Annotated in this window: 25 protein-coding genes, 1 tRNA gene and 2 pseudogenes; 11 read left to right on the top strand and 17 right to left on the bottom strand. The window is 37.5% G+C overall.

Features of this window, described 5'->3' with window-relative positions; all coding sequences use genetic code 11:
- Nucleotides 1-9 precede the first annotated feature (9 nt).
- Both ACT3S4_RS10225 and ACT3S4_RS10230 read right to left on the bottom strand, forming a co-directional pair.
- Nucleotides 10-1,326 carry a CBASS cGAMP synthase gene (locus ACT3S4_RS10225; RefSeq protein ID WP_301449126.1) on the bottom strand — a complete coding sequence of 439 codons (1,317 nt, stop codon included), beginning with the start codon at nucleotides 1,324-1,326 and terminating at the stop codon, nucleotides 10-12.
- Nucleotides 1,319-2,314, bottom strand: coding sequence for a CBASS cGAMP-activated phospholipase (locus ACT3S4_RS10230; RefSeq protein ID WP_444760994.1), 996 nt, complete (start codon nucleotides 2,312-2,314; stop codon nucleotides 1,319-1,321). Before ACT3S4_RS10230 ends, ACT3S4_RS10225 begins: the two co-directional genes overlap by 8 nt.
- Before the next feature lie 65 nt (nucleotides 2,315-2,379).
- Between ACT3S4_RS10230 and ACT3S4_RS10235 the strand changes: the two are divergent.
- Nucleotides 2,380-2,940: pseudogene (locus ACT3S4_RS10235) on the top strand (transposase); the annotation flags it as partial.
- Nucleotides 2,941-3,053: 113 nt separating this feature from the next.
- Here the strand turns inward: ACT3S4_RS10235 and ACT3S4_RS10240 are convergent.
- The gene (locus ACT3S4_RS10240; protein ID WP_301449128.1) at nucleotides 3,054-3,893 is read right to left on the bottom strand and encodes a hypothetical protein; all 840 of its coding nucleotides are present in this window, start codon (nucleotides 3,891-3,893) and stop codon (nucleotides 3,054-3,056) included.
- A gap of 150 nt (nucleotides 3,894-4,043) precedes the next feature.
- Here ACT3S4_RS10240 and ACT3S4_RS10245 point away from each other — a divergent pair, with 150 nt between their 5' ends.
- Complete coding sequence (locus ACT3S4_RS10245) at nucleotides 4,044-4,592, top strand: TetR/AcrR family transcriptional regulator (RefSeq protein ID WP_301449129.1); 549 nt, start codon at nucleotides 4,044-4,046, stop codon at nucleotides 4,590-4,592.
- Between the two features lie 5 nt (nucleotides 4,593-4,597).
- Here ACT3S4_RS10245 and ACT3S4_RS10250 read toward each other — a convergent pair whose 3' ends face one another.
- Together ACT3S4_RS10250 and ACT3S4_RS10255 are read right to left on the bottom strand one after the other, a co-directional pair.
- Nucleotides 4,598-5,251, bottom strand: a complete 654-nt coding sequence (locus tag ACT3S4_RS10250) for a LysE family translocator (RefSeq protein WP_301449130.1) — start codon at nucleotides 5,249-5,251, stop codon at nucleotides 4,598-4,600.
- Between the two features lie 177 nt (nucleotides 5,252-5,428).
- The gene (locus tag ACT3S4_RS10255; RefSeq protein WP_301449131.1) at nucleotides 5,429-6,322 is read right to left on the bottom strand and encodes a hypothetical protein; all 894 of its coding nucleotides are present in this window, start codon (nucleotides 6,320-6,322) and stop codon (nucleotides 5,429-5,431) included.
- A gap of 756 nt (nucleotides 6,323-7,078) precedes the next feature.
- Here ACT3S4_RS10255 and sbnA point away from each other — a divergent pair.
- Genes sbnA through ACT3S4_RS10275 form a run of 4 tightly spaced genes read left to right on the top strand, consistent with a single transcriptional unit; the run spans nucleotide 7,079 to nucleotide 11,520 of the window.
- Nucleotides 7,079-8,035: a 2,3-diaminopropionate biosynthesis protein SbnA gene (gene sbnA / locus ACT3S4_RS10260; RefSeq protein ID WP_301449132.1), complete on the top strand. Its 957-nt coding sequence runs from the start codon at nucleotides 7,079-7,081 to the stop codon at nucleotides 8,033-8,035.
- Entirely contained in the window at nucleotides 8,028-9,020 is a 993-nt protein-coding gene (sbnB, locus tag ACT3S4_RS10265; protein WP_301449133.1) for a 2,3-diaminopropionate biosynthesis protein SbnB, read from the top strand. Before sbnA ends, sbnB begins: the two co-directional genes overlap by 8 nt.
- Nucleotides 9,021-9,034: 14 nt before the next feature.
- On the top strand, nucleotides 9,035-10,063 hold the full coding sequence (locus tag ACT3S4_RS10270; protein WP_301449134.1) for an iron-containing redox enzyme family protein: 1,029 nt from the start codon (nucleotides 9,035-9,037) through the stop codon (nucleotides 10,061-10,063).
- Nucleotides 10,063-11,520, top strand: coding sequence for an L-lactate permease (locus ACT3S4_RS10275; protein ID WP_444760995.1), 1,458 nt, complete (start codon nucleotides 10,063-10,065; stop codon nucleotides 11,518-11,520). Before ACT3S4_RS10270 ends, ACT3S4_RS10275 begins: the two co-directional genes overlap by 1 nt.
- A gap of 126 nt (nucleotides 11,521-11,646) precedes the next feature.
- On the opposite strand, the gene ACT3S4_RS10280 is transcribed toward ACT3S4_RS10275, so the two are convergent.
- The 6 genes from ACT3S4_RS10280 to ACT3S4_RS10305 are packed head-to-tail and all read right to left on the bottom strand — an operon-like array spanning nucleotide 11,647 to nucleotide 17,432.
- On the bottom strand, nucleotides 11,647-11,724 hold the full coding sequence (locus ACT3S4_RS10280) for an IS3 family transposase (protein WP_443525528.1): 78 nt from the start codon (nucleotides 11,722-11,724) through the stop codon (nucleotides 11,647-11,649).
- Nucleotides 11,725-11,750: 26 nt separating this feature from the next.
- Nucleotides 11,751-12,632 carry a hypothetical protein gene (locus tag ACT3S4_RS10285; protein ID WP_444760996.1) on the bottom strand — a complete coding sequence of 294 codons (882 nt, stop codon included), beginning with the start codon at nucleotides 12,630-12,632 and terminating at the stop codon, nucleotides 11,751-11,753.
- Nucleotides 12,583-13,746 (bottom strand): TniQ family protein, encoded by a 1,164-nt coding sequence (locus ACT3S4_RS10290; RefSeq protein WP_443524893.1) that lies wholly within the window; start codon nucleotides 13,744-13,746, stop codon nucleotides 12,583-12,585. The genes ACT3S4_RS10285 and ACT3S4_RS10290 overlap by 50 nt, the downstream gene beginning before the upstream one ends.
- Entirely contained in the window at nucleotides 13,746-14,645 is a 900-nt protein-coding gene (locus ACT3S4_RS10295; RefSeq protein ID WP_444760997.1) for a TniB family NTP-binding protein, read from the bottom strand. The genes ACT3S4_RS10290 and ACT3S4_RS10295 overlap by 1 nt, the downstream gene beginning before the upstream one ends.
- Entirely contained in the window at nucleotides 14,645-16,795 is a 2,151-nt protein-coding gene (locus ACT3S4_RS10300) for a Mu transposase C-terminal domain-containing protein (RefSeq protein ID WP_301450862.1), read from the bottom strand. The genes ACT3S4_RS10295 and ACT3S4_RS10300 overlap by 1 nt, the downstream gene beginning before the upstream one ends.
- Nucleotides 16,788-17,432 carry a TnsA endonuclease N-terminal domain-containing protein gene (locus ACT3S4_RS10305; RefSeq protein ID WP_301450861.1) on the bottom strand — a complete coding sequence of 215 codons (645 nt, stop codon included), beginning with the start codon at nucleotides 17,430-17,432 and terminating at the stop codon, nucleotides 16,788-16,790. Before ACT3S4_RS10305 ends, ACT3S4_RS10300 begins: the two co-directional genes overlap by 8 nt.
- A gap of 140 nt (nucleotides 17,433-17,572) precedes the next feature.
- Here ACT3S4_RS10305 and ACT3S4_RS10310 point away from each other — a divergent pair.
- Nucleotides 17,573-18,016 (top strand): annotated as a pseudogene (locus ACT3S4_RS10310) (ATP-binding protein); the annotation flags it as partial.
- Nucleotides 18,017-18,061: 45 nt separating this feature from the next.
- Here ACT3S4_RS10310 and ACT3S4_RS10315 read toward each other — a convergent pair.
- Nucleotides 18,062-18,763, bottom strand: a complete 702-nt coding sequence (locus ACT3S4_RS10315) for a phosphoglycolate phosphatase (protein ID WP_444760998.1) — start codon at nucleotides 18,761-18,763, stop codon at nucleotides 18,062-18,064.
- 164 nt (nucleotides 18,764-18,927) lie between these two features.
- Nucleotides 18,928-19,428: a DUF4385 domain-containing protein gene (locus ACT3S4_RS10320; protein WP_444760999.1), complete on the bottom strand. Its 501-nt coding sequence runs from the start codon at nucleotides 19,426-19,428 to the stop codon at nucleotides 18,928-18,930.
- A 182-nt stretch (nucleotides 19,429-19,610) separates the two neighbouring features.
- On the opposite strand from ACT3S4_RS10320, the gene ACT3S4_RS10325 reads away from it, so the two are divergent.
- A complete protein-coding gene (locus ACT3S4_RS10325) occupies nucleotides 19,611-19,979 on the top strand; it encodes a hypothetical protein (RefSeq protein ID WP_296240884.1) in 369 nt (122 codons plus the stop codon).
- Nucleotides 19,980-20,048: 69 nt separating this feature from the next.
- Here ACT3S4_RS10325 and ACT3S4_RS10330 read toward each other — a convergent pair.
- Together ACT3S4_RS10330 and ACT3S4_RS10335 are read right to left on the bottom strand one after the other, a co-directional pair.
- Nucleotides 20,049-20,124, bottom strand: a tRNA-Phe gene (locus tag ACT3S4_RS10330).
- Between the two features lie 122 nt (nucleotides 20,125-20,246).
- A complete protein-coding gene (locus ACT3S4_RS10335) occupies nucleotides 20,247-20,669 on the bottom strand; it encodes a hypothetical protein (protein ID WP_250163370.1) in 423 nt (140 codons plus the stop codon).
- A gap of 402 nt (nucleotides 20,670-21,071) precedes the next feature.
- Here ACT3S4_RS10335 and hisB point away from each other — a divergent pair, with 402 nt between their 5' ends.
- The 3 genes from hisB to ACT3S4_RS10350 all read left to right on the top strand — a co-directional run bounded on the left by hisB (nucleotide 21,072) and on the right by ACT3S4_RS10350 (nucleotide 22,957).
- A complete protein-coding gene (gene hisB, locus ACT3S4_RS10340) occupies nucleotides 21,072-21,737 on the top strand; it encodes an imidazoleglycerol-phosphate dehydratase HisB (RefSeq protein WP_227681625.1) in 666 nt (221 codons plus the stop codon).
- The gene (gene hisH / locus ACT3S4_RS10345) at nucleotides 21,737-22,381 is read left to right on the top strand and encodes an imidazole glycerol phosphate synthase subunit HisH (RefSeq protein ID WP_109592217.1); all 645 of its coding nucleotides are present in this window, start codon (nucleotides 21,737-21,739) and stop codon (nucleotides 22,379-22,381) included. The genes hisB and hisH overlap by 1 nt, the downstream gene beginning before the upstream one ends.
- Before the next feature lie 183 nt (nucleotides 22,382-22,564).
- Nucleotides 22,565-22,957, top strand: a complete 393-nt coding sequence (locus ACT3S4_RS10350; protein WP_109592215.1) for a hypothetical protein — start codon at nucleotides 22,565-22,567, stop codon at nucleotides 22,955-22,957.
- A gap of 125 nt (nucleotides 22,958-23,082) precedes the next feature.
- Here the strand turns inward: ACT3S4_RS10350 and ACT3S4_RS10355 are convergent, their stop codons facing one another.
- The gene (locus tag ACT3S4_RS10355) at nucleotides 23,083-24,420 is read right to left on the bottom strand and encodes a valine--pyruvate transaminase (protein WP_444761000.1); all 1,338 of its coding nucleotides are present in this window, start codon (nucleotides 24,418-24,420) and stop codon (nucleotides 23,083-23,085) included.
- Nucleotides 24,421-24,546: 126 nt separating this feature from the next.
- Nucleotides 24,547-24,779 (bottom strand): hypothetical protein (locus ACT3S4_RS10360; RefSeq protein ID WP_444761001.1); only part of this gene is annotated, 233 nt, incomplete at its 5' end.

The raw sequence follows: 24,779 nt of genomic DNA on the forward strand, positions 1-24,779 counted from the left end.
AAATCTAAATCAACCGCCAATTTGTGGCGGGATAATAGCTGCACTTGCTGCTACCTGTACAGGTCTAGAACTAGGCTCTATGACACTAATAGAAACTAAATCCTCATTATCTGCTATTTTATCGCCAAGACTTGTTTTTAAGAGAGTGAGGCATTGTCTTGCGGCGGTTGCCTTAGTTGAACAATATTCAAGTGATTCATAAAATTGTTTAGCCAAACGATTATCTTCAGTTCTATACTCATGTGTATCATCTTTATAATCGTTAAATACTTCAGTTTCATGATCTTTTATATCTTTGCAAGTAACGTCTTGCAAAAACCTATCAGGAAGCATCGAGACTACTTGTATTAGCGCTTTATCATCTCGTTGCTGAGTGTATTTATACGTATCAACTGTTAATATCATAAGCGCTAATGAAGTAGGTGCTTTGCGGTGTTCAGGGTTAAAATTATAGTCTCTCCACGCCTTAATATAGCGAACTATAGATCTTAACTGTTGGCCTTCACCAGGAAGTTCACTACATTCCTTCAAAAACCATTCACGAACACGTTCACAGTTAGATACTTTCCACTTACCATCATTTCTGATTAGCGAAATATCCTTTATATAAGATTGAGTCGACTCGTTTTTTTGTGTACTGTCAAATTGGTTACTTTCAAAAGATTCACTCAAGTTAATAATGCCTGAACTACGAGTAAAGTTAGACTCTCCAAAAAAATCTGATAAATCTTGTGGTTGAGTATCTTCACTGAAATTTAAAGATCCTTCATATTTCCGATTTGATAAACCATCAAAGCTTTCGTTACTTTCGACAACGTCTGAGTTCTTACGACTTGAAATAGGTACATCCTTTAAGTCATTAAACATATCGTTAGGAACGGCGTACAAAGGAATATCGAAATGAGCGTCTGCCATGAATCCCCTTATACGTAGACAACTTGGGTTGGTATCATCTAGCTGCCAATTTTGATTAAAACAAAGTTGAGATAAGCATTGCTTAACATGGCCTATTAATACTTCTGCATCATTTTCTTGATCGCCTGAGAAACAATTTTCAGGCAGATAGCACCCATAATCAAAATCTATTTCTTGACCTTCGCGATTTGGTACATTACAAGTACCATAAGCCCATGAACCTTGTAATCTAAACTTTGGTTTAGTACCATATTTTTCTTCAAGCTTAACTTCAAGCGCTCCTTGCACAAGATCTTTGCAGTTTTTAAAAATATCTAGCTGATCTTTTGTAGGCAATAACTGAGTAAAAAAACCTTCTGGTTCATTACGTAAAACTCGATGAAAATTATTAGTAGGTATTTCATTATTCATTATCTTGCTCCTCAGTATTTACCCAAGTAGGTATAGTAGTTTGTTTTTTAAGTAAAGCTGATATAAATGGAGTCCCTAACGCATCTTTAGAAGCCTCGTGGGCATGAGAAAGTAATACTTTGGTTGCATATTCATCAGCTCTATCTAACCCTATATAATTTGTTGCATTTTTAGATACATCTGAATCTATATCAAAATACCTATTACCTAGCATATGCTTAGTCATATGAGTCATCATTTGCTGCTGACTTGCAAGAGTGAGTTCTATTATGTTCTTAGGAGCTTTGTTCAAAAAGAGACCATTAGCCCAATCTGTCATACCCCCTTGCTGGTTTTTCCTATATACGTCAGAAGTATGAGAAGATAGTGTACCTACATGTAATAAATATATATTCTCTTTAGGTATTTCAAAAAAATGCTGGGCTTCATGTATTGCCAGTAGACTTGGATTATTAGCAAAAAGTCCACCATCTACATAATTTGCATCTTTGAAATGGTATTTAGGAAAGTATATGGGTGCAGCGGAGGTTGCCATAGCTACATCCACGATGTCATGTTTGGCATCACGAAAAAAGCTGTGGTGATGTGGTGTTTTAAAAACCACTGGTCGTCCAGCGGAGAAGTTAATAGCAGGCACTATCACATTGTGCTTTAAATCACCTATTTTTTTATCTAAGAAGAATTGGCTTATTTGTGCTTTCAGATAGTCATTACCATAAGTGGCTTTGAATATGGAGAAGAAACTGAACCTCTGTTTCGTAAATATCCGTTCTCCATGCTTTACAAACATATCGACAACGTCTTTCATTGGAACTTCATACGCCACTGCTAAAGCGACTACTCCACCAATCGATGTACCTGCTATAAGGTCGAAGTAGCGTCCAATAGGCTGATTAGTTTGCTCCTCTAAATCGGCTAAAACTTTGGCCGTATATAATCCCCTATAACCGCCTCCCGAAAGCGTTAATATTCTAAATTCTTTATCCATTTTGAATCTCTCTTATTATGTATTTAAAGTAGATAACACTAGGGCTCGCAGTTTTTTTAAAAGGGAATGAGATTATTAGCAATATCTATTCTATCGTCTATCTAGACTACATTGTAGTTAATGTGCGTCAAAATAAGCATATTATGAATATGGCTGTTTATCTGACTCTAGGTGTGGAACTTGATGGTAAAAAAGGTTTCCGATGCTATTAACATGGCTTACCCCAGCGCTAATCTTCAGCTGTGTATTGTACAAATGGTCTGTTATTCAATGGAGTGTGTACCACAGATAGATAAAAAGGCAGTAATGCCTGATTTAGAGGCGATCTGTGGCGCTGATAAGTTTGAAATAGCGAAGGCTAGTCTTAATCATCTAAAAGTATGGGGAACAGTAAGTACCCACAGGTGGTTAAGCCTTGGTGTAATAACTGGGAGTGCTTAACTGTATTTCTTAACTATCCTCAAGACATTAAAAAAGCCACTTATACTATTGATTATCTAAACAGTGTGTTTTGTACTGCGGTAAATAAGCGTAAGGTATCTTCCTCTGATCAGGCAGCATTTAAAGTAGTGTGCTTAGCAACCCAGTCGGCATCTAAAAAGTGGTTGATACTAATTCATAACTGAGCATCTGTACTAAGTCGTTTTAGGATTAAGTGTAACTTCCGTTTGGATTGATGCATATTTATCCAAACGGAAGTTACACTTAACTTGGATTGAACTCTTTTAAAAAGCCTCTTTCATAGAATATTAACAGAGGTAGACTTTACAGAAACTAACATTTTATTCCAAAAATTATCCCATAGTTGACAGTATTCTAAAGCGTAAGTTCGGAGGTCTTCTACAGAGTGCAGGTGCAGTGAGTGCGTGATTAATAGCCATAGATCATTTTCATGATAGTCATCTGAAGCTACTGTAGTTATATCAGAGGTAGTACCATGAACATAATAATAGCCATCTTTGGTGTTTATTCCAGCATTCTCAACAGCCTGTTTTAAAGGAGCTGAAAACGCTATAACTTGTTGCTCTGCAACTGCAAGTAATAAAAGTAGCTTTATATAATCATCATAAGCTTCTTCCAAATATATTCTCAGGTCGGTAGATTCTTCTGTATATGCGTGATTCGAATCAATTTCTGAACTTATGTTTAACTGCCCTAAGACTTTTTTGAAAAGACAGAAGTGTGAGTTAAGAGGAGTCAGGCCATCATTGGTCTCAAAAGAAAAACCAAACTCGTCTGCTATATTCAGTCCTAGCAAAAAACGAGGATACATTTTCACGGACGAATATATTTTTTTATCTAACTGCTTAGCTTGAAACTGTGCCATCAATAGAGCATCAGTAAAAATCTCTACAATACTATTCTCATACTCCAAATGTATATACTTCAATGTATCTAAGCAAATGCTATCCTGGTTAAGAGTTTGAATGATGTCATGCTTGAATAAATGATGTTCTGCGAGCTCTGCCTTAAGGTCTAAAACTTTGTCCTGATTGTTATTCCATAAGGATTCTGGGATGCTACTGCTAAGTAGGCTTATTGTATTTCGTCTGGCAATTTTCTCATCTAAATTATACAATATACACTCTCCTAATATTAATACAGACCTTTCTGTATACTTGTGAGTAAAAAATAAGATATAGCTTATTGTGCCAAGCTATATCTAGTTGTAGTGAACAGATTTTTACTGATTATACTTAGAACAGATTCAAAACTAAAGAGTTATTTTATGTCAAAAAAGCAACTAGATATTTTAAAAACTGCTAGTGAGCTGTTTAATGAGCATGGATATGTCAGTGTGGGTGTAGATAGGATCATACGTGAATCAAGTGTATCTAAGATGACTTTTTATAAGTATTTTCCATCCAAAGATAGACTCATACAAGAATGTTTGACAAATCGTGACAATCTTATAAGAAACAGCATCACACAAACTTTAAATTCACATAAAGAAAAAGGGATAAAGAAGCTTGAAATCTTCTTAAAATGGTATGAGAGTTGGTTCAACCAGAAAGATTTTTTCGGTTGTATGTTCATTAAAGCTACAGATGAATTTATGCATGATGTTAAGCTTAACTCCATAATAATCAACCATAAGATGTGGATAACTAATACTATTAAGAACATCTTAAAAGAATGTTCTATAGAAAACCCAGAACTTATGGCTGATCAAATTAGAATTATTTTAGATGGTGCTATAATTAATGAAACTACTTTTAGAGATGGAAAGTCTATTGTAAGTTCAGGGCTAATTATTAAAACTATGTTGAAAATATAGTGTTTTCAAACACCTAGTAGAGTTTCCCCTGCATTTACAACTAACATTAATGCTAGTATTACTAAAATAATGCCGCCTGTTTTTGTAATTAAATACAGTTTATCCTGAGCTTTCCAAAGGTACTTACTGGCCACTGAAAATAACTCAGCGTAACAAGAGTGGATAATGATTACTAAAAGGCAAAATGTCAAAGAAAGTAGTAGAAACTGTGGCAAGTAGGCTTGGTTAGAATCAATAAATTGAGGGAATACTGCCATAAAGAATAAAATAGGTTTTGGATTTGAAGAAGATGTAAATAATCCTTGCTTAAATAGATTCCAACCATCATAAGTTTTTGTAGTTTCTACATTATCTGTTGTAGATGTTATTTTTAGAGAGTTCCTTTTCCCAAGGAGCATTTTAGCACCCATATAAAGGATATAAATCGCTCCAATTATCTGCACTGTTAGAAATGCTTTTTTAGATGTAGCTATTAGTAGACCGATGCTTGTAGCTGAAACTATAGCTACTGCCAGCATGCCTAGAGATAGTCCTAGTATGCCGTAAGTAGTTCTCTTTCTATCGTAGGTGAGTGAGTTTGTAATACTGAGGATAACACCTGGTCCTGGACTTGCTATAGTAGCTGACGCTATAAGAAGATATATGACAATATTATTCATAAAAGATTATTACCATCTAGATATTTTTAGTTTGAAAAACGCTTAAACGTGCAAGCTGCCCTAACTACTAGCTTTGGTAGCTTGCATGTCCAAAAAGAATAGAGTGGTTGACTAAACATATAAGTATTTTAGGCTGAATACTATGAATAGACTATTAAACTTTATCAAAGAGCAAGCTTATAAAAAGCAATACGATTTTTCTTTGAAGAACTCACTATCTTTGATAGATTGACCATTTTCTTTTGCTACATCTAGGTGGTAGCTAGTAGGGCCTGCATACTCCCATTTTTTTCTAGGCACTTCTAGGTTTATTGCTCTTTGAAGGTCATACTTTGATTCACTGCAGAAAAATCTCATAACAAATGCAGTACGACTATCATAGTCTCCATCTTCGAGCATCACGCTTTTATGAATAACATTTTTATCAAAAATAAGAGCATCCCCAACCTCGAAATCGTCTTGAACGGCGAAATGATCTAGTATCATCTTCATTCCGTCACTATTTAAAGGCTCATCTCGCATCTTCATGTAATCTTCTAGAATTAATCTGCTATTTTCATCATCCGTACTTTTCTCGACAATCTCAAAAACTGCTGGATCTACCTGCGTATACATGAATGAACCTGAGATTTTATCTCTTGGGATATACTTCATACCTCCATAATGGGGGGCACTAACTGGTATTAAAGGAGCCCAAATTGTGCAGCCAAAATCCTCTGCACGATGGTATCCAAAACTCTGTGTCCCAATATGATATGGAAATCCCTTATCTACCTTCTTCTTAAGTTCAAAAGCTAATGATTGAGCAAAGATCATTTTTCTTTGAGTTAACATACTCATAAACCCTTTAAAGCGATCAGACTGTATAAAGTCGATAACAACTGGGTCGTTTTCGAAGAGATCAAAGGCTAGTCGATTAAACCCGCTCTGATACTTATCAGTAGGGGCGTCTATCTGATCGTCTATTTTATTTTTAATATAGCTTATAAAATCCTTTGGATAAAAATTCTTAAGCAGTAAAAAACCTTCCTTTCTGAATTTTTCTTGATCTTTCAGACTTATCTCTAACATAATTTGCTTGTCCTTGCTTAGTTTTAGTTTATTGAATGATGTGGTCATTTGGAATTGAGATAAGCCTTTAGGTATATGAATCACGGTCTTAAACTGTAGTAAGATTTTAGTTAGTAAACACTACATACTATCCTTAAGTATTATGTCAATTGTATCTGTCTCAGATCATTCACTCTTTTTAGGATGTGCACTGATTTCAAGAAATAGCAATCAAGCAAGGAAAGTAGCGTAGATAATATCGAGCTATTACATAGCTATTGGATACTATTTGGCAAGATCTAGCCATTTGGATTACTATCGATTGAATGTAGGGCACGCTCTAGTCTCATTTTTCAAAGGCAGTAACAAAGTCTAATATTGAATATATTCGTTACAGACAAAAGTATAGACTAGATTTATTTCTTTGTATACAGACCTGTCTGTATTTTTATAAAATATGAGCATTCCGGTAGATTAGAATTAAATATCAAACCATTTTTTTAGAAAATATTTAATTATTTTACAACGAGTTATCTAAATTTTATTACTCTAGCATGTCGCTCGTCCATTACACCCACTAATGCACAAACATATCTTACTTGAGATATTTTGTTGACTTCCAAACAGCTGTTAGGTATAAATATAGCTTGTTAGACAGACAGGTCTGTATTTTTTGTAGTCATTTATTTGTTTCTCAGAAAGGAGTCCTGACTAGTTTAAGCCAACTATCATTATTTTTTAGCTAAATACTAAGCTTCGTAAAAGGAATATACGAGTATGTTATATGATAGTCCGATTAATTTAATGTTTGATGATATTTTCTTAAATTTAGATATTCTAGACCAAGAGTCGAAGCATAATATTTATCTAAAAATAGAAGGACTATCATTGACAGGTTCTATAAAAGTTAAATCAGCTGTATATATGATTGAACAACTAGAGAAGGAGGGAGTTTTAAAGAAGGGAATGACAGTAATTGAAAGTTCTTCAGGGAACTTAGGATTGGCTTTAAGTATGGTATGCGCCAACAAAGGGTATAAGTTTATCTGTGTATCAGATGTAAATATATCTCCTTTTAACGAACAATTAATCAAAGCCTATGGTTCTGAGTTAGTTATTATTGATTGTAAAGATGAAAACGGTGGCTATCTTGGAAGCCGCATAAAATACATCAAGACACTATTGGAAACTCAAAGTGAATTAATTTGGGTTAATCAATATGAGAATCAGAATAACGTCAAGGCTCACTATTATTCTACTGCCCAATCTATTTATAACTCATTTGCAAAAGTAGACTATTTGTTTGTTGGTATCGGAACAACAGGAACATTAGGTGGTGTGTCTTCATTTTTTAAAAAGTATTCTCCAACTACCAAGGTTATAGGTGTTGATACAACAGGCTCTGTCACATTTGGAGGTAAGCCAGGGAAAAGATTCATACCAGGGTTAGGAACAAGCTCGCCACCAGCTATTAGAAGGTTCTCAAGCTACGACGATATAATTTACATAAATGAGAATGAAACTATTTCAATGTGCCGAAAATTAGCAAAAAAAGGCTATTTTTTTGGCGGTTCTACGGGGACAGTTCTATCTGGTGTAGACAGATATTTGGATAAAATAGACGAAAAATCAGTGGTTGTTGCAATATCTCCTGATATGGGAGATAAGTATTTGGATACTATATACAGCGATAGTTGGGTTAAAGAAAAATTTGGGATGATCTTTTATGAATAATACACGAAATTTTAAGTTATTTACTTCGCAAGATGTAGAACCATGGATAGCTAGTAATGCTAAGAGGATTTTAAATATAGTAGAAAAAACATATTTACAATTTAGTCAGGAAATAGCTAGAAATCCCGATAGTTATTTTTTAAGGTTTCCTGATTCTAGTATAAATAGAATCATAGCTCTACCTGCTCATATTGATGACTCTCAACCTATAGCTGGTATTAAATGGATTTCCAGTTTTCCTGCCAATGTGAATAATGGACTTAATAGGGCTTCATCCGCAATTATTTTAAATGATAGAGTAACGGGATATCCTATAGCTTGCTTAGAAGGGAGTCAAATTAGTTCGTCTCGTACGGCAGCCTCTGCTACTGTAGGGGTTAAATACCTGCATAAGGGTCTGGAGATCAAATGCCTAGGAGTTATTGGAACAGGCTTAATTTCTCTTGAAACCGTACAGTTCCTGATAAATGTAGGATACAGAATTGATGAAATAAAAGTCCATGATAGAGATAAGTCTAGAGCTGAAGATTTTAGAGAGAAAGTAGAATCTATAGTTTCGAAGGTCTCGGTAAAAATTGCAAGTTTAGAGGATACGATCAAGGAATCAGACCTTATATTATTTGCCACTTCAGCCGTCGAGCCTTATGTTGACGATATGGCTTTATTCCGACACAACCCTACCGTCTTACATATGTCTTTAAGAGACTTAGCAACCAATATTATCAAAAACTCATATAATTTTTCTGATGATATCGATCATAGTATTAAAGCAGGATCTTCTTTACACCTTACCGAAATGGAAACAGGAAATAGGAACTTTATGGTTTCTGGTGCAGAGGGTCTTATAAAGGAAACTATAGAAATAAAATATAACAAACCAAGAATATTTTCTCCTTTTGGAATGGGTGTTCTAGACTTAGCTGTTGCTCGTGAAATCTATAAAGATATAACTCCTAGTTTTTCTACCGATCACTTTAATCCATAATATGAGGAGCAACCATGTTAAAGAAAAATAGCATTCGCGTAGATAACCCCGAACTGCAAGATAACTATTGGCCACCCGTAGATACTTATAAAATCGACAATATATCTCATTCGTACATAACCACTGAACTAGCCTTAAAAGATTATATTAGTGAGAATGACTCTTATGAGGTACGAGGTGAAAAAATCAATGTAGCTCTCAGTAATATATATTCATACATATATAATTATAAAGATAGTCCTATATATAATGAAACTGACTCCTTTTTAGAGACTAACTTTCTTAAAAAGAAAGTAGAACTTGAAGACCATTTTTTGAGAAATTGGTTGGATGTTAGCTTAAGCTCTGAATTTAAAGACCAAGAGTCTTTAGCTGTTTACTTTGAAGACGATTCGACTGGGAACGAGGGTATGAACCATTATTTCTTCGACTATGTAGCAGAAGAGATGTCTCGAGAAGCTATGATTCACTTTTTAAAAACTGAGATTTGTAGAAATGAATATGTAGATGATGAAGTTTCCCTACTAGTGTTTGGATTGCAAGGACAGATGAAAAAAGTGGCTGCATCAAACTTATGGGATGAATGCGGCTGTGGTGTGTTAAAGAATTTTCATACTTATTGGTTGAGACAGTTAATAAGAGATCTATCCTCATATGACGAATTTTTGACATGGAGAAGTACAAAACCGTGGTTCTTTTCCTTAACTTCAAATATTTTTAATGCCTTATTAACTAAACCATCTTTGAAGCTTGCTGCTTATGGATGTTTTACTACAACAGAGCAATGGGTTGAGTGTCATTTTGAAAAAATCATTAGAGGGATGAAACGAGTAGGTATCACATCTAATGATAGTTTAATATATTTTGATAAACATAAAACTATAGATCCTCATCATACATATGAGCTTATTGAGTCAGTCCGTAATCAAGTTCCCCAGCTAACTTCTGATGAGGTAGAAAAAATCCATTATGGAGCCAAATTAGCAATTAAAACGGCTGTAGAAGCTTACGATAGAATGTATGAATATTACAAAGGATTTTAATGATATTTCTATTATTACTGCCGTTAATCCTAAGCCTGTTGCTTATCATAGGATTTAAGAAAAGTGGTTTTGTATCAGGACTAATAGGCGTGTGTTCTACCCTCGTTATTAGTTACATGATGGAGTCCTTACAACTGGACTTAGGAGTCCTTTACAATTCTTTATTGAATACTATCATTCTTACATTAAGTGCATTCTTAGTTATCTTACCTGGCTTAACTCTGAATAATATACTTGAAGATCATGGGTACAACAGGAGCTTGCAAGGCTACTTAAAAGAAATGCCTATTGATAGAAACCATAAGGTTATGCTTCTGGTCTTTGGTCTTTTGCCTGCACTAGAGTCTATTACTGGCTTCGGTGTATCTCTAATACTAGCCGTGCCTGTTTTTATCTCTCTTTTGAAGCAAGAGACTGCTTTGAAAGTTTCTATGTTAAGTATGAATATCATGCCTTGGGGAACCTTGGGTTTAGCAACGGTTGTTGGTTCCAAAATTTCCAGTCAACCTATTGAATCTTTAGGTTTTCTCACAGCATGTATGAGTTTATTTGTATTTATTGTTTTAGGAGGAATCTGCTCATTCGTCCTCAATGAAAACGAAATAAAATACAAAAATTTTATCTTTGGCATCTCTATTGCTTCAACGATTTCAATATTATTAATGATTTTTAATTATATGGGACAAGTTGAGATTGCTGGAGTACTCTCTGGACTGATAACTTTTCTAATCTTCTTTAGCTTCTTGTTAGTTAAGAATAATTCTAGTCTAATTTCTGAGTATAAGAACATATTGATGAATATATCTCCATATATTCTAGTGATAATCATTCTTGTTATTCTTAAAATTATAGTATCTCTTTTTCCTTATTTAATAGAGTCAACTACCTTTCATGGAGTTGGTGTCGATTTAGTTTTCATCAAAAGTCCTTTTTTAGCTATCGTGATAGCCATACTACTGATCATGAGCAAAAACAAATCAACTAAAATCAGTATTCCTATTAATAAAACAATCAAAGCTTGTTCAACTCTATTTGTGTTTATATTATTATCTCAGTTAATGAACTTTTCACAATTCATAGATGAAATTGTAGTTATTTTAAATAGTAATGAAAACTCATTTTTATACCATGTTTCTTCACCTTTGATAGGTATGCTAAGTGGCTTCATAACAGGGTCTAATCTTGGCGGGAATGCTTTATTGATGGATATGCAAAGTAGCTTAGGGGTAGTTTATAATAGAGAGCTTCTATTTTCGGCGATACAAAATGCCAGTGCGGGATTTGCAGTCTTTACTTCAGTACCTATTATTGTCTTGATACTGACTCTCGCAAAAAACACGCAAAAAAGCTCTTCCAGTATGGAGCAAGTGATGCTCAGGTTTGGCTTAAAATGTCTCGTTCCTATTTATTTTAGTATTGTTCTCGCTGTATTTATTATCGGTAACCTCTCTTTTTAACATGGTAGTCGTTTAATTAATAATCTCAAATTAAGATAGCCATGTATATGGAAAGCTTGAAAATATGGCTTGAAGGTTGTCAATATGTAAATACCCCATTCTTAATATAACCTCATTATAGAATAACTAAGCCACCCGTCTGTACTCAGCGGGTGTCATATTATCAAGTGAAACATGATGTCTCTCATTATTATAGACCTGTATACAAAATACAAAATATTAAAAGCTAATTAAAATTTGGGTAACGCAAACTGTTTATTATCATATTGAACTAACATTAAATTTTCATACTCATTACATGGCTTGATATCTACATCTGATAGCGTTTTTATGCTGATAAAAAATCGATGAAAGTACCTAATACCATAATTGATCCATTGGATCTTTTCCTTATCGTTTATCGGTCTGGTTAACATAGCTAGTGCTATAAATCGCCTCTCAAATTTTTGCCGATCCTTATCTCCAACTATTCTATAAGCTGGCTTAATTGGTATTTTCTTAGATGATCGTTTACAAACGAGATTAAGTTGGTGATGACCGTTTAAGTATTGAACAAAAGAAATCATAGCCGTTATATGTCCCTTATTCTTGATCAAGTACCTATCTATTTGAGCTTGTGACGGCGTTTGGCAGCCTTGTAAGCCATAGTGGTGGTATAAACTAATTATGGGTTGAAAGACCGTTCTAACAGAACTTGGCTTACTCTGACGACGCTTCTGTCTTTGATTCAAAAAAAGTAAGTATTCTTGCAGTATGCTTGGTGGATCATCATTAAAGGCGACGAACATTTCTTGGATAGCTGCTTGTGAAATAATAATTTGCTCTGTTGTATCATCGACAAAGATTTGACGAGTTTTTAAAAGCCATCCAAGTACAGGCATATTTTTTTGGACAAAGTGATTATCAAAGGTGTGAGTTATAATCTTATAGGAGGGTATCTTGCCCCATTGTAAGTCGCATTCTTTGAAAAACTCATCAAACCTGTATGCAGGGGCAACGAAGTTTCTTTTGCCCGTCCGACTACGAAGAAATTTACTAAAATCAGTGTAGCTTTGGAATATACTATGACTTAGTTGCTCTTCTAGCTCTCTTGTTGGGTTTTGATTTATCATATATTTTCAACTTCTCAATTCGTAATTGCATTCTTTCCCAAGAATTATTAACCGCCCTTGCTGACTTAGGTTTAGCAGATATCCTGTTTGCTTTAATTTGACGCTTTACAGCTGAAGGAAGCTCATTGTAGATAGGTAAAAAGGCTTTTGGTATGATAGGTCGCTTACCCAACCTAAAGCTATTTTGCGTTAAATTATTTTTCTTACAAGCTAATAGCCAGTCATCAAATTTGATTTTGAGCATCTGGTTGGCGTAGGCGATAAGCATTACTCTTTCCTCGTAGGATAAGTAATCAAACTTTAGCCCCGTTCTAGTTTTGCTTAGCCTAAGACCATCGATACCACATATACCAAGGGTTTCTACTAAATTTTTATAGATTAATTCTTTTTCTAAAGTACTCTTTCTTATGAGGTTGATGAAAAATAATGTCAGCTCAAACCAGTCACCAGAGGTTATTGAATGTCCAAAAACTATTGCTTGATTAGCGCTCAATACTTGTTCAGCCTTCAATTGAAACTCATAAGCATCTGTACATAAAAGTTGATTTACTGCTTCAGCGCTTAGCTTTTCTCGACAATGAGGACATCTATTGATAAATCGGTGATTCGCTTTGATCAAATGTGGTTGATACGGCAATCCGCAGCTAGAACACGAACTTTGTAGTGAAATTAAGTGCTGTTCACAGTAAACTATCCAACTAAATCGCCACTTTAATCTCAAATACGCACTTTTGTCCTCTTGCATACATTGAGCGCAATATTGATGGCCTACCATCGTTTTAGAATGAAATTTGGGAATAGGTAACACCCAAGTAAGGCTAATATTTGGTCGATACTCTAATCCAATATCTTCATTGAACTGTATCAAGCTTCTATTATCAAAAAATTTAGTATCAGTTTGAGCAAGTACAGCCATATCTTGATGTATTTGCTTGTTAATATGATGAAAGCCTTTATCAAAATCATGATGACGCAAATTGTATTTAGACCAGTGATAAAAAAGAATTGTAGAAAGATCGCAGCCTTGATTTAAAGATACCCGTAGTAACCATGAGCTTATGCTTTCATCATCTAAAAGAGGCGTAGCAACGGGTAATGGTTTTACGCTAACCATTACCTGAGTCCTTCGGTTGAGCGAACATCTTTATTTTTAGTCAGAATGTCTTCGGTAATTTGTTCTGTGCCACTAAGAATGGCATCTTTGGCGCAAACTGACAGAAGCCTATGAATATTGCCTAAATTTCCTTTTGAAACGGCATGAATAAGGGCAGCAGTTTTGGGTTGATGCAACTCTGATGGATTTTTAAGTGGGAAAACGCTTTCGAGTCGAAAAAGTAATTCTTGAAATTTTTTATCTAATTTCCAAAGAGGAACTTCTACAATATCGAATCGACTAGCGTGCTGAGGATCAGTGTGTAGTACACGTTTCGCATCTTGCGTTCCAATACCGACAATCGGTATCTGTAATTCATTGCATAATGTCTTCAAAGCATTCATTACCTGACGTTGCTGTCTTGGTGTACCTGTAAGTAATGAATGAAGCTCATCAACCATGATCATTTTGACTTGATACTCGCGGCACAAATGAAGTACTTGATAGAGCAATGAAGATGCTGAATCCTTTGTTCTATAGGGCATATGAAGCGCCTCTAGAATAGACATATAAAGGTCTTTTTCATTAGTGCTTGAAGGAGCATTTGCAAAAATAACAGGCTTGACTAAATTGCCATTCTCTTCGACTGGCATACCATGCTTTCTGAAAAAACGATGAGCAATACTGGTTTTGCCGTTATTTGAATCACCGACTATTAAAAGATTAGGCATTCTTAGTCTTTTTGGGAACCTCAAAAGCCCGTTTAGCTCTAAAATTATATTGTCTGCTACATCATAATTGACCCAGCGAGCTTCGTTAATAAAATCTAATCGATCGTCATCAGAATATTCTACAAGATGACGGAAATCTTTATATACATGAAGGTAAGACGCTTTGTTATCAGCGATAATTTCATTCATTATTCAATATCTCCAAAATCAAAATCAGTCGTATCTAGAAGTAGGCCATTTTGTTCAACGACACTCTTTTCAGATTTTTTAGAAGTCTGTATTGATGGCTGCAAGTTTGTTTGAATATCATTACTGTTGGACGGCTCTAGATCACTAGAAGTATTGGCATTGTGTCTTTTACTCGCCATTATTGTTTTGGCTACGATAGTTTGACTTTTTGCATGTGTCTTTTGACGTTGCGCTTGTCTACGAGCAGACTTCGTTTTTTTAGAAGAATCTTCGATTAAGTCTCGCATCTCGGTCAAAGCTTCATAAATTTGATGTTCACTTATATACTCATTCCCTTTATCAGAAATCTGCTTACGAATCTGTTTATATTCCCACAGACTCATACTTGGTAGCTGCTGGTTAGCAAAGGGGACGGTAAAATACTGGTGTAAGCTTGGATCGTAGAACCAAATTTTACTAATGTCTCGTGGATCACGTCTAAATAAAAAGTGTTTCTTACTTCCATCTTTATTTTTGGCATTAATAAAAACATTTAAACAAGGGTCGTAATAGCGTAAGGAGTCGATAGTTACACCAAAATGCTGAATGGTTCGCTCAAAACTTGGCATGAAGTCTAATAGTAAGGTTTTTGAATCTTCTGGTAATGATGGCAAGCCTGTACCAATGCTTTCACCATCACCATGAATACCTAGATACCATTGTTCCGTAGGACTTCGCCCTAAAGTGCTATGAATTCGCTTGTGATAAACCTTTGTTATAAAGGTAAGAAGCCAAACCTCAAACTCATCTAAAGTAAGGGTCGCTTCTTTTTCAGAGTCATAATTGTCTTTTTCTTTAATATTAGAAAATGTTGTACCATTGATGCCATGAACCTCTTTCATAAACGTACCAATGAGACGTTCAATATGTCCACCAAACTGAGGTCTTGCTACTGGTCTAAATTCAAGGTTAATCCCGTGAACCTCGCACGAACGAGCCAAGGTGTTTGATCGAAAGTCAGCACCATTATCAACGTGTATTTTTTGCGGATAGCCATACACTTGCCATTCTGTATGATCAATACCATGCTCAAGTAAAAGACTCTCTTTTTGCAAGATGCTTCTTGCGACACACATTGCAACTGAGGTTGCTGACGGTGGATCTAATGATAAGTAATATCCCGTAATCATTCGGCTATAGACATCAATAGCTAGTGTTAGATATGGTCTACCAATAGATTTTCGGTGTTCGTTATCGACTAGCATTAAATCAACAGGTGTATGGTCTATTTGAATCACGCTCAATGGATAATCTGCGTTAGGAAAAGAATGGGGTGTGGGTTTGAATTTTTTTCTAGCTAGCTCTATTTGACCGCGCTTTTTGAGCTGCTCATACTCTGAAATTTGATCGATACGTAGTTTAATAGCTTTTTTACTGGGTTTGTCGATCTTTTCCATAGAGCAAAGGCGAAAAACTTCACGATAAGTCTGCTCTAAACTAGCCCTTTGCTTAGTCAAATAAAATGCTTTTATAGCTCTTTGAATAATACCGTCCTGCTCTTTAGTTAGACGCGATCCACCTTCCTTCCAGCCTCGTTTTTTCTCTACCAGTCCTGCAATAGATCCAACAGCCTGATACTGCTTGATCCAACGATATAATGAACGAATTGAGACATTGATCTCCTTTGAGCGTTCCATAATTAATTTTCGATGATTATAGCTATGCTCAGTATTGATAATAGGCTTGATTGCCTCAAACTTAGATTGTGCTTTTTGCCACTCTTCATCGCCAATAGCACTAATATCGACATTGATATGATCATTATTCTGATCTTTAATATTTGACAAATTTTGTATGTTAACAATACTGGTTTTACCCGTTTCAACACTACGAACTACGACCTCTGTACTCTCGTTTAAGTACTCGACTAGCTCATAGTGTTTATTATCAGACTTATTTAGATAGGTTTTCCCCTTACGCAAATCAATACGTCCACGCCTGATCTCAAACCTATCTAAACCCTCATCATCATGGTCAATCATGAAACCATACCCTTTCGTTGTTGGTGTTGACTCATTTATTGTATCTACATCGATACCTAGTTTTTGAAAATTATCTAAATGTTTTTCGAAGATAGATGAGTTAGTTTCTGCAATTCTACTATTATTCATAATCCACCCATACCTCTGTTAAGTCATTAATTTCGAGGAATAAATTAAATTTTAATCGTTTAGTAGCAAGTAAATGATAAATTACTCGTAATCCGTGATTGCGCAAGAAAGAGCCTATGTAAAAACGTGTTAATAGGTAATCTATAGTAGTTGTACCCATAAGCCTAACCTGCTCTAAAACCGCTTCCTTATCCTCTTCTTCGATTGCGGAGTTCTTAAACTTCATTAAGAAATTAATGTTGTCTAAAGCTGTATTCTTAATACGACTCTCATCATAAATATGAAATACATAACCATTGTCTTTACAATAGCGCTGCATCGTCTTCCACTTATCCGACCAGTCTCTCCAGTTCGCTTGCCATAGATCATGTGGTTTAACCTCAATAATCATATTTGGCTTACCATCGTCTTCTACGAATTTGATAAAAAAGTCAGGGGTGTACTTATAAGTAATGCCATTCTTGACGAAAGGTATAGTAATTGGTTGAGCAACTATATCCTCCACATCTTCTCGAAAGGCATAGACTATAATTAAATCGCGCTCTAAAGTTGATTCATAAGGTAATGATTTACCTTTATATGGAATTCTTCCTGATACGCTCATTCTAGTCGGTTTTATTTTGCGCATTTGTCTCATAATAATTTGTCGCTTATTTAGCATTTATTAAATTTTATGACAGCTATTTGGTATATCTTTGCCATTTAATTGGTAAGTATTGGAATAGAAAAGAGGTGATATTGAAGGGTATTGTGCCAGTAATTTGGGATTATTACACATGCGGCTATGATGGCGATACCTCAGGGCGTTGTCGCTGCCGACCTGAACAGATTAAACGCTATCAAGATAAGCTGTCAGGGCCTTTACTCGACCGCATTGATTTGCATATCACGGTGCCTGCATTACCGATTGCAGATTTGCAAAATGCTCAAGCTGGCGAAACCTCTGAACAAGTGCGCGTTCGAGTTATTGCCGCACATAAACATCAGATGCAGCGGCAACAAAAGGTCAATAATGAGCTTAGCCCTAGCGAGATTGATAAATATATCCAACTAGGAGAAGGCGAACAGCAGCTCTTACAACTCGCGCAGCAGCGTCTGAATTTATCGGCACGCGGTTATCATCGAGTATTGCGAGTGGCGCGTACCATTGCTGATTTGGCTGACAGTATCGATATTACAAGCGCTCATGTGTCTGAGGCGCTCAGTTATCGGAGCAAATAATAATTTCAAAGAATGGCTTAAATCAATCATTCTAATGTTCAAGTTTTAGCTGTCTATCTTATAATTTTTGAAAATATATTCTACCAATGCCGCAAAATTATCAAAGGCTTCAGTAGGATTTAGCTCACGGATATCTTGTCCGTAGTTGTAGCCATAAGACAGCCCGAAAGTATCCATATTGGCGTTTTGTCCGGCTAAGATATCGTTTTTAGAATCGCCAATCATCACAGCTTGTTCTGGAGTGACGTTCAACGCTTTACAGACATGCAGTAGCGGTGCTGGATCAGGCTTTTTAGTTGAGAGACTATCACCGCCCAGCACTTCACTAAATAAGTCTTGCCAGCCAAAAGACTGTAATATTTTCGGTACGAAACGAATGGGTTTATTGGTCACTAAGGCCAGCGTAAACCCTGCTGTTTTTAGCTTTTTTAGTCCGCTATCGACATCTGGGTAAGCAACGGTTTTGCTACCACTGAGATTTTTGTAAGCCTCAAAAAACAGGTGCTCTGCGTAATTGGCTTCCTCGACCGTCAACTCGCCTTCTAACACTTCTACCTTACCTGCTAGTGCGCGCTCTACCAGCAATCTTGAGCCGTTGCCTATCCAGTTTCGTATGGTCTCGATAGGGTAAGTCTTTTTGCCCAGCGTGGTTAACATCGCATTAGTCGCATCAGCCAAATCTGGCACACTATCAATGAGCGTGCCATCAAAATCAAAAATCAAAAGTTGCTTAATATCTACAGTCATTATTATTTGCCCACGCTATCAATTTTATACTTCTTTGGAGTATTAGCTCCAAGCCCTCATTACCTTAGCACAGCAAATCATGAATTCAATTATTTAACAGTCTGTCATTATAAATGTTTCTATCTTTTCAGGCTGAGGATAATTTTTATTGATATCTTTTATGTTTATTCAACCTCTTTATAACGTTCGCGATGTTCCTTTTTCATTCTTAGATACTCTTCGTTCTCACGACACTCGTCCCATTTTTGTTTAAATATGCGCGCTGACTCTGCTTTGATTGGGTCTTCGATTTGTCGTGGCAACTCTTCGCGACCATGTGCGCCGCTCTGACCTTTTTTATCATCGGGAACAGCACCCTTGTATTTTTTGCCGCCTTTGTGATTGGCGCAACGACGGGCGCGGGTGTAGCCCATTTGAATAAATTTGCGCGCCATATCTGCACCGACAAAGTCATCGGCCGCCAGATAATCTAAAAACATCTGATAAATTGTCTCGCTGCTCTCAAGCGCAATATCAGGGGTCGCAAAGCGCCAGTGTGGCAGGATTTCAGACTTATACGGCTCTACCAATAATACACCTTGTTCGCCGCGACCGACACGGTAAAGCTCTGGCTGCGCGCGCAAATCTAGGTTTTTATAATCCAAATCGTAATCGAACGCTCTCATCGCTTTTCCCTATTAGTATTCGTCATCTGTCAAATTTATCATTATCAATACTATCGAGTATACTGAGCGCCGCTGTCTAAAAAACAGCACAAAAATGTTATGCAACCGTGACAGTAAGCGTTTAGCATGAGAAGCATGGCGAATAGAATTAATCATTGAGCAGGTCTGAGTAGGTTAAAGTTATGACAGTTAATAAAAACATCCTCAATAGCATCAGTCTAGCTGGCTCGACTGTTACGATGTCGTTAAAAAGTATATTTATGATATCGGTGCTGCTGCTCATCAGCGTATTAAGCACCAATGCTGCCCATAGCGCATGGTTTGAGCGGTTGATTCCGCAAGGAGAAACTTATACGGTACGCGAGATAGATCGTGATTTGGCGTTCGTGATTGATGGTTTCATTTATGATGCGCGCACTTCTTGCTTTTTAGCAGTGGGCGATAGAGTGATATTTTTTGAAGGGCGTCATGGTATCGATTACCGCGCGACGGTTTATGACTTAGACTCGCGTGAACGTTGCGAGGTGTTATTAAGAAGGCGTTTGTCATAAGCTTTTATTTTAGACATAAAAAAAGCCCCGAACATTGCTGTTTGGGGCTTTTTAGAATTCTTAAACGAATGGTGGCTCGAGGCAGGTTCGAACTGCCGACACACGGATTTTCAATCCGTTGCTCTACCGACTGAGCTATCGAGCCGTCTTCGTTGAGGCGCTATTAAACTAAATATAGGCGTTGCTGTCAAGTAGTTTTTGCATAATAGAAGATAAAAGACGATAAATAATCAAATATTGGCAAAATTAACAGTTTTTGCTCTCGATTTAGTCTTTAACACGCAGTAAATCATACTCGCTCATAATACGATGGATATCCGCATCGGCAGGGACAAATTGACGTACGCCTTTTTTTACCTCGGCATCATAAACCAGTTTAATAAACTTAGCATCGATAGCGCGACCGCGATTTTGCTGATGTACCGTTAAATATTGCAGACGCTTGGCGTCGGTTTGCCCATCATCAAAACAGGCAACTGCAGCGATAGGCTTGTCATTAAACATACCGACATATAGATATTGCCCGCGCTTAAAACCCTGCTCAACGATATTTAATACCTCGATACCATCAGGCTGCGCATCATCGCTATCATATAATGCCTGCAAGCGCTCTGCTAGCTCATTGTCGCGCGCAGGTTTTTTGATAAGTGGTGCATCCAAGCTATTAATGGCGATCGCTTCTAAAGGCATAGCAGTTCCTATAAACAGAGAGTTTCTATCGTATAAAGTAGCAGTATGACACAGCACAAAGTTATAACACGGCAAAAAGTCATAGAAAGTGGGCTGTAGAATATGATATCTAAAAGTCAGTGCAAGTCATGATTAATAATACTGAACACACTATTTTAGCAGAATGCGGTAATTTTGTGCGTGGTTTACCGCTTGGTCGTGGCAGTAAATGTTAGGGTTTGCTATGATGAGGCTAGATGATATTTAGTACGTACAAACCCTAATACCTTGATATCTTTTGTATATATCATTTTCTAATACATTTTTTGCTAGCGCTGATCCAGACACTAGTAAAATATTTAGGCATGTTTCGCCTTATTTATTGACCGCTTTTCACTGATAAAAAACTGATAGAGAGTAGCCATGACCGCCAATGCAATGACGACTGCTGATACACCTGAGCAAAATGTACCGAAAAACCTAAATCTACACGGTCGCCCTGAACGTATTGCGACCGTTGAGCGCATTACTGCTGAGACCCAAGTGACTTGTACCGTCAATCTTGATGGTACGGGTCAAGGGGTTGTAGATACTGGCGTGCCGTTTTTGGATCATATGATTGACCAAATCAAGCGTCACGGTTTGTTTGACTTAGAAATTAAATGCAACGGTGATACCTTTATCGATGACCATCATAGCGTTGAGGATACTGGTATTACCCTTGGACAAGCATTTAACAAAGCATTGGGTGACAAAAAAGGCATTCGTCGTTATGGGCATTTTTATGCGCCGCTCGATGAATCATTGACCCGCGCTGTCGTCGATCTATCAGGGCGTCCGGGTTTACACATGGACATTCCCTTTACCCGTTCGCATGTCGGTAATTTCGATGTTGATTTGTTCAGTGAGTTTTTCTATGGTTTCGTCAATCATTCTTGGATGACGGTGCATTTAGACAATCTCAAAGGCAAAAACAGCCATCATCAAATCGAATCAACCTTTAAGGCTTTTGCTCGCGCCCTACGTATGGCTTGTGAATATGATGAGCGTGCACTTAATACGCTACCATCGACTAAAGAGGCGTTTTAATGGCTAAAGTAACCAAAATAGCGCTACTAGATTATGGCATGGGTAATTTGCATTCCGCCAGTAAAGCCTTGTCAGTGGTAGGGGCAGAAGTCTCTATCACCAATGATCCTAAGGTTGTCGCTGCGGCAGACAAGATTGTCTTCCCCGGTGTCGGTGCGATGCGTGACTGTATCGCTGGCATGCATGAAGCAGGGATTGATGACGTCATACGCCATGCGGTGTTTAATAAGCCCGTTATGGCTATTTGTGTGGGCATGCAGGCATTGTTTGAGCAGTCCGCTGAAAATGGTGGTACAGACTGCTTGGGTATCTTAAACGGCACTGTAGAAGCATTTGACCCGATGTGGAAGGATCAGCAGGGCGCTACCATCAAAGTACCGCATATGGGTTGGAATACCATTAGCGGTATGGATTTTGACCACCCATTGTGGCAGGGTATTGATGACAATGCGCATTTTTACTTTGTGCATAGCTATTATTGCGAGCCTACTAACAGCTCACAAGTGGCAGCGATATGTGACTATGGTCAACCGTTTTGTGCCAGTGTCATCCAAGACAATTTATTTGCCACCCAGTTTCACCCAGAAAAAAGTCATACTGCTGGCTTGCAGTTGTTGAAAAATTTCGTCGAGTGGAATGTGTAAGTAGGCGATAAACGTGAAGTGAATATTTAATTTAGTAGAAGGTAGATTATCCATAATATAATCTGCCTTTTTTATGCTCAGCCATCACTTTGTAGCTGCCACTCTTTAACTATTATAGTTTAGCCATCATGGTTTAGTGATACTCTCAGTCGTTTTCTACTTGCTTATATTTGGAATACTCTAGTGGATTTTACCGCTTTTAAAATCAATGTTATTGAAGTATCTGGCCTTGCCAAAGACGCCTTACATATCTATGTCGGCGTCGGCATCTATCTTTTGTGTTTGCTTGTGCTGCGTCCTATCGTTAAAAAGCAAAGCATCAGATCATTCATGGCTTTAGTCGTCGTGACGGGCATTGCCTTATTGGGCGAGTATTTAGATAATCGAAATACGATTGAAGCATCAGGCATGGCTGGCTTAAGCCACGAACAGCTGGTCGCAAGCCTCCGCGATTTGATCAATACGTGCCTGCTGCCTTACGTGCTCTATGCATTGAATAAGTGGACGACACTCTTTCAGGCATCCATCAATAAGCCTAAATCATTGACCAAGCGCCATAAAAAAACGGACTATTAATCAGCCCGTTTTTTTTGTTTTGCTATTCGAGTTTATGATGGTTCTATTCACAAAAATTAGAGCAGCAAGAAAAACTCGTGTAAGTACTAGGTATGGTAGGCTAAACGAGTTTGACACCGCTAATCTTATTTTTTGGCTTCATCATACAACTCACGAACCACTTCACCAATCGCTGCAATACCATCAGTCAGCGTCTGCTCATCAGCGGCGATACTCATACGAATACATTCATGCGCATGCTGATAATCGCTGACATCGACACCAGGGAAGAAATACTGACTTGGCACAATGAGCGTACCTTTTTCTTTTAAAATCTCGTACAGCTTAACCGTGGTAATCGGTAAGTCTTTAAACCATAACCATAAGAAAATCGCGCCTTCAGGCTTATGAATCATCAACGGATAATCACCCAATGCTTCTTTTAACAGCTTCACGGCAAGGGTCGCCTGCTTTTGATAAAACGGCTTAATCTCGTTATCGGCTAACTGCTTGATACGGTCGTTTTCGACCAGTGGCGTAGCAATCGCTGCACCAAAGCGTGTCGGTGCTAGATTGACCACTGCATTCATCGCGCTGACCGCTTCGATTACTTTGGCATCGGCCACGATGATACCCGTACGCATACCAGGCAAACCAATTTTCGACAGGCTAAAGCACAGAATCGTATTGTTATCCCAATTCAGGTGCGCGTCAGAGTAGATGATATTCGGGAAGGGCATACCGTAGGCGTTATCGATGATAAGCGGTATGTCATAGCGTTTGGCAATCTCAGCCAAATGCGCCATTTCGTCATCAGTCAGCACGTTACCAGTCGGATTGGTTGGGCGTGAGCAGCAAATCGCGCCGATACGACCTTCTTTTAGTGCGGGCAAGTTCTCTAACGCGTCAAAATCCACACGATATTTAAAGAAACCTTCCTCGCCATCATGCGTCACTTCATCGATATGCGGTAATACCGCGGTGAAATGCTGACCTTCCACATGCACATCGCTATAGCCAATATACTCAGGGGTCAATGGCAGTAGAATGGACTTGTCGATAGATTGGTTCTTTTCATCTTGACTGTTTTCATCAACGAAAGCACCACCAAACAGATTAAACAGATAGAAAAACGCATTCTGTGAGCCATTGGTCAGAGCGATGTTTTCTGAGGTGAGGTTCCAATCATAATGACGGTTAAAGAAGCTAACCAACGCATCGATAAAGGCGGCATCCCCTTGCGGATTAGAGTAGTTCGCCATGCTGATAATCGCGCTACTATTGGGTACGCCTGTATCATTATCAACACCTAGCGCCTTATAGGTCTCCAAGAACAACTCATTAACGGCATCAATTTTGGCAGGGTTACCACCGCCCAACATGTTGACAGGTTGATCGCTTTTTAGCGCATCGCCCAGATCATCCATCAATTGTGAGATGCCAGTGGGTTGGGTAAATTTTTGACCGAACTTTGAGAATTTCATAAGGCTACCATGCTGTTTGAGAGGGTGTTAATGAGGTATAGGCACGCATACCCCTAATGATAATATGGGCGTTAGTATAGCAAATAGTCAGTTTTAAACGAGTTGGAATCGTAAAATAAACTATTGTTAAATCATCGCTCTTACCCTAGCCATAATTCCACGGCCAATCACCAATCTCACATAAATAATGGCAATGGCAAACAGTAAGACGATTAACGCCGCACCGCCAATAGCCAAGCTCGTCCACGGCACACTAAATTGTAGATTAAACCATTGCGTGATTGCTGCCCATGCGCCAACGCTGGCGATCACAACGGCAAATATCGCCGCGCTAATCCCAAGCACGCCCAACTCTAGGA

Source organism: Psychrobacter sp. AOP30-A2-5, assembly GCF_052378115.1.
Classification (GTDB): domain Bacteria; phylum Pseudomonadota; class Gammaproteobacteria; order Pseudomonadales; family Moraxellaceae; genus Psychrobacter.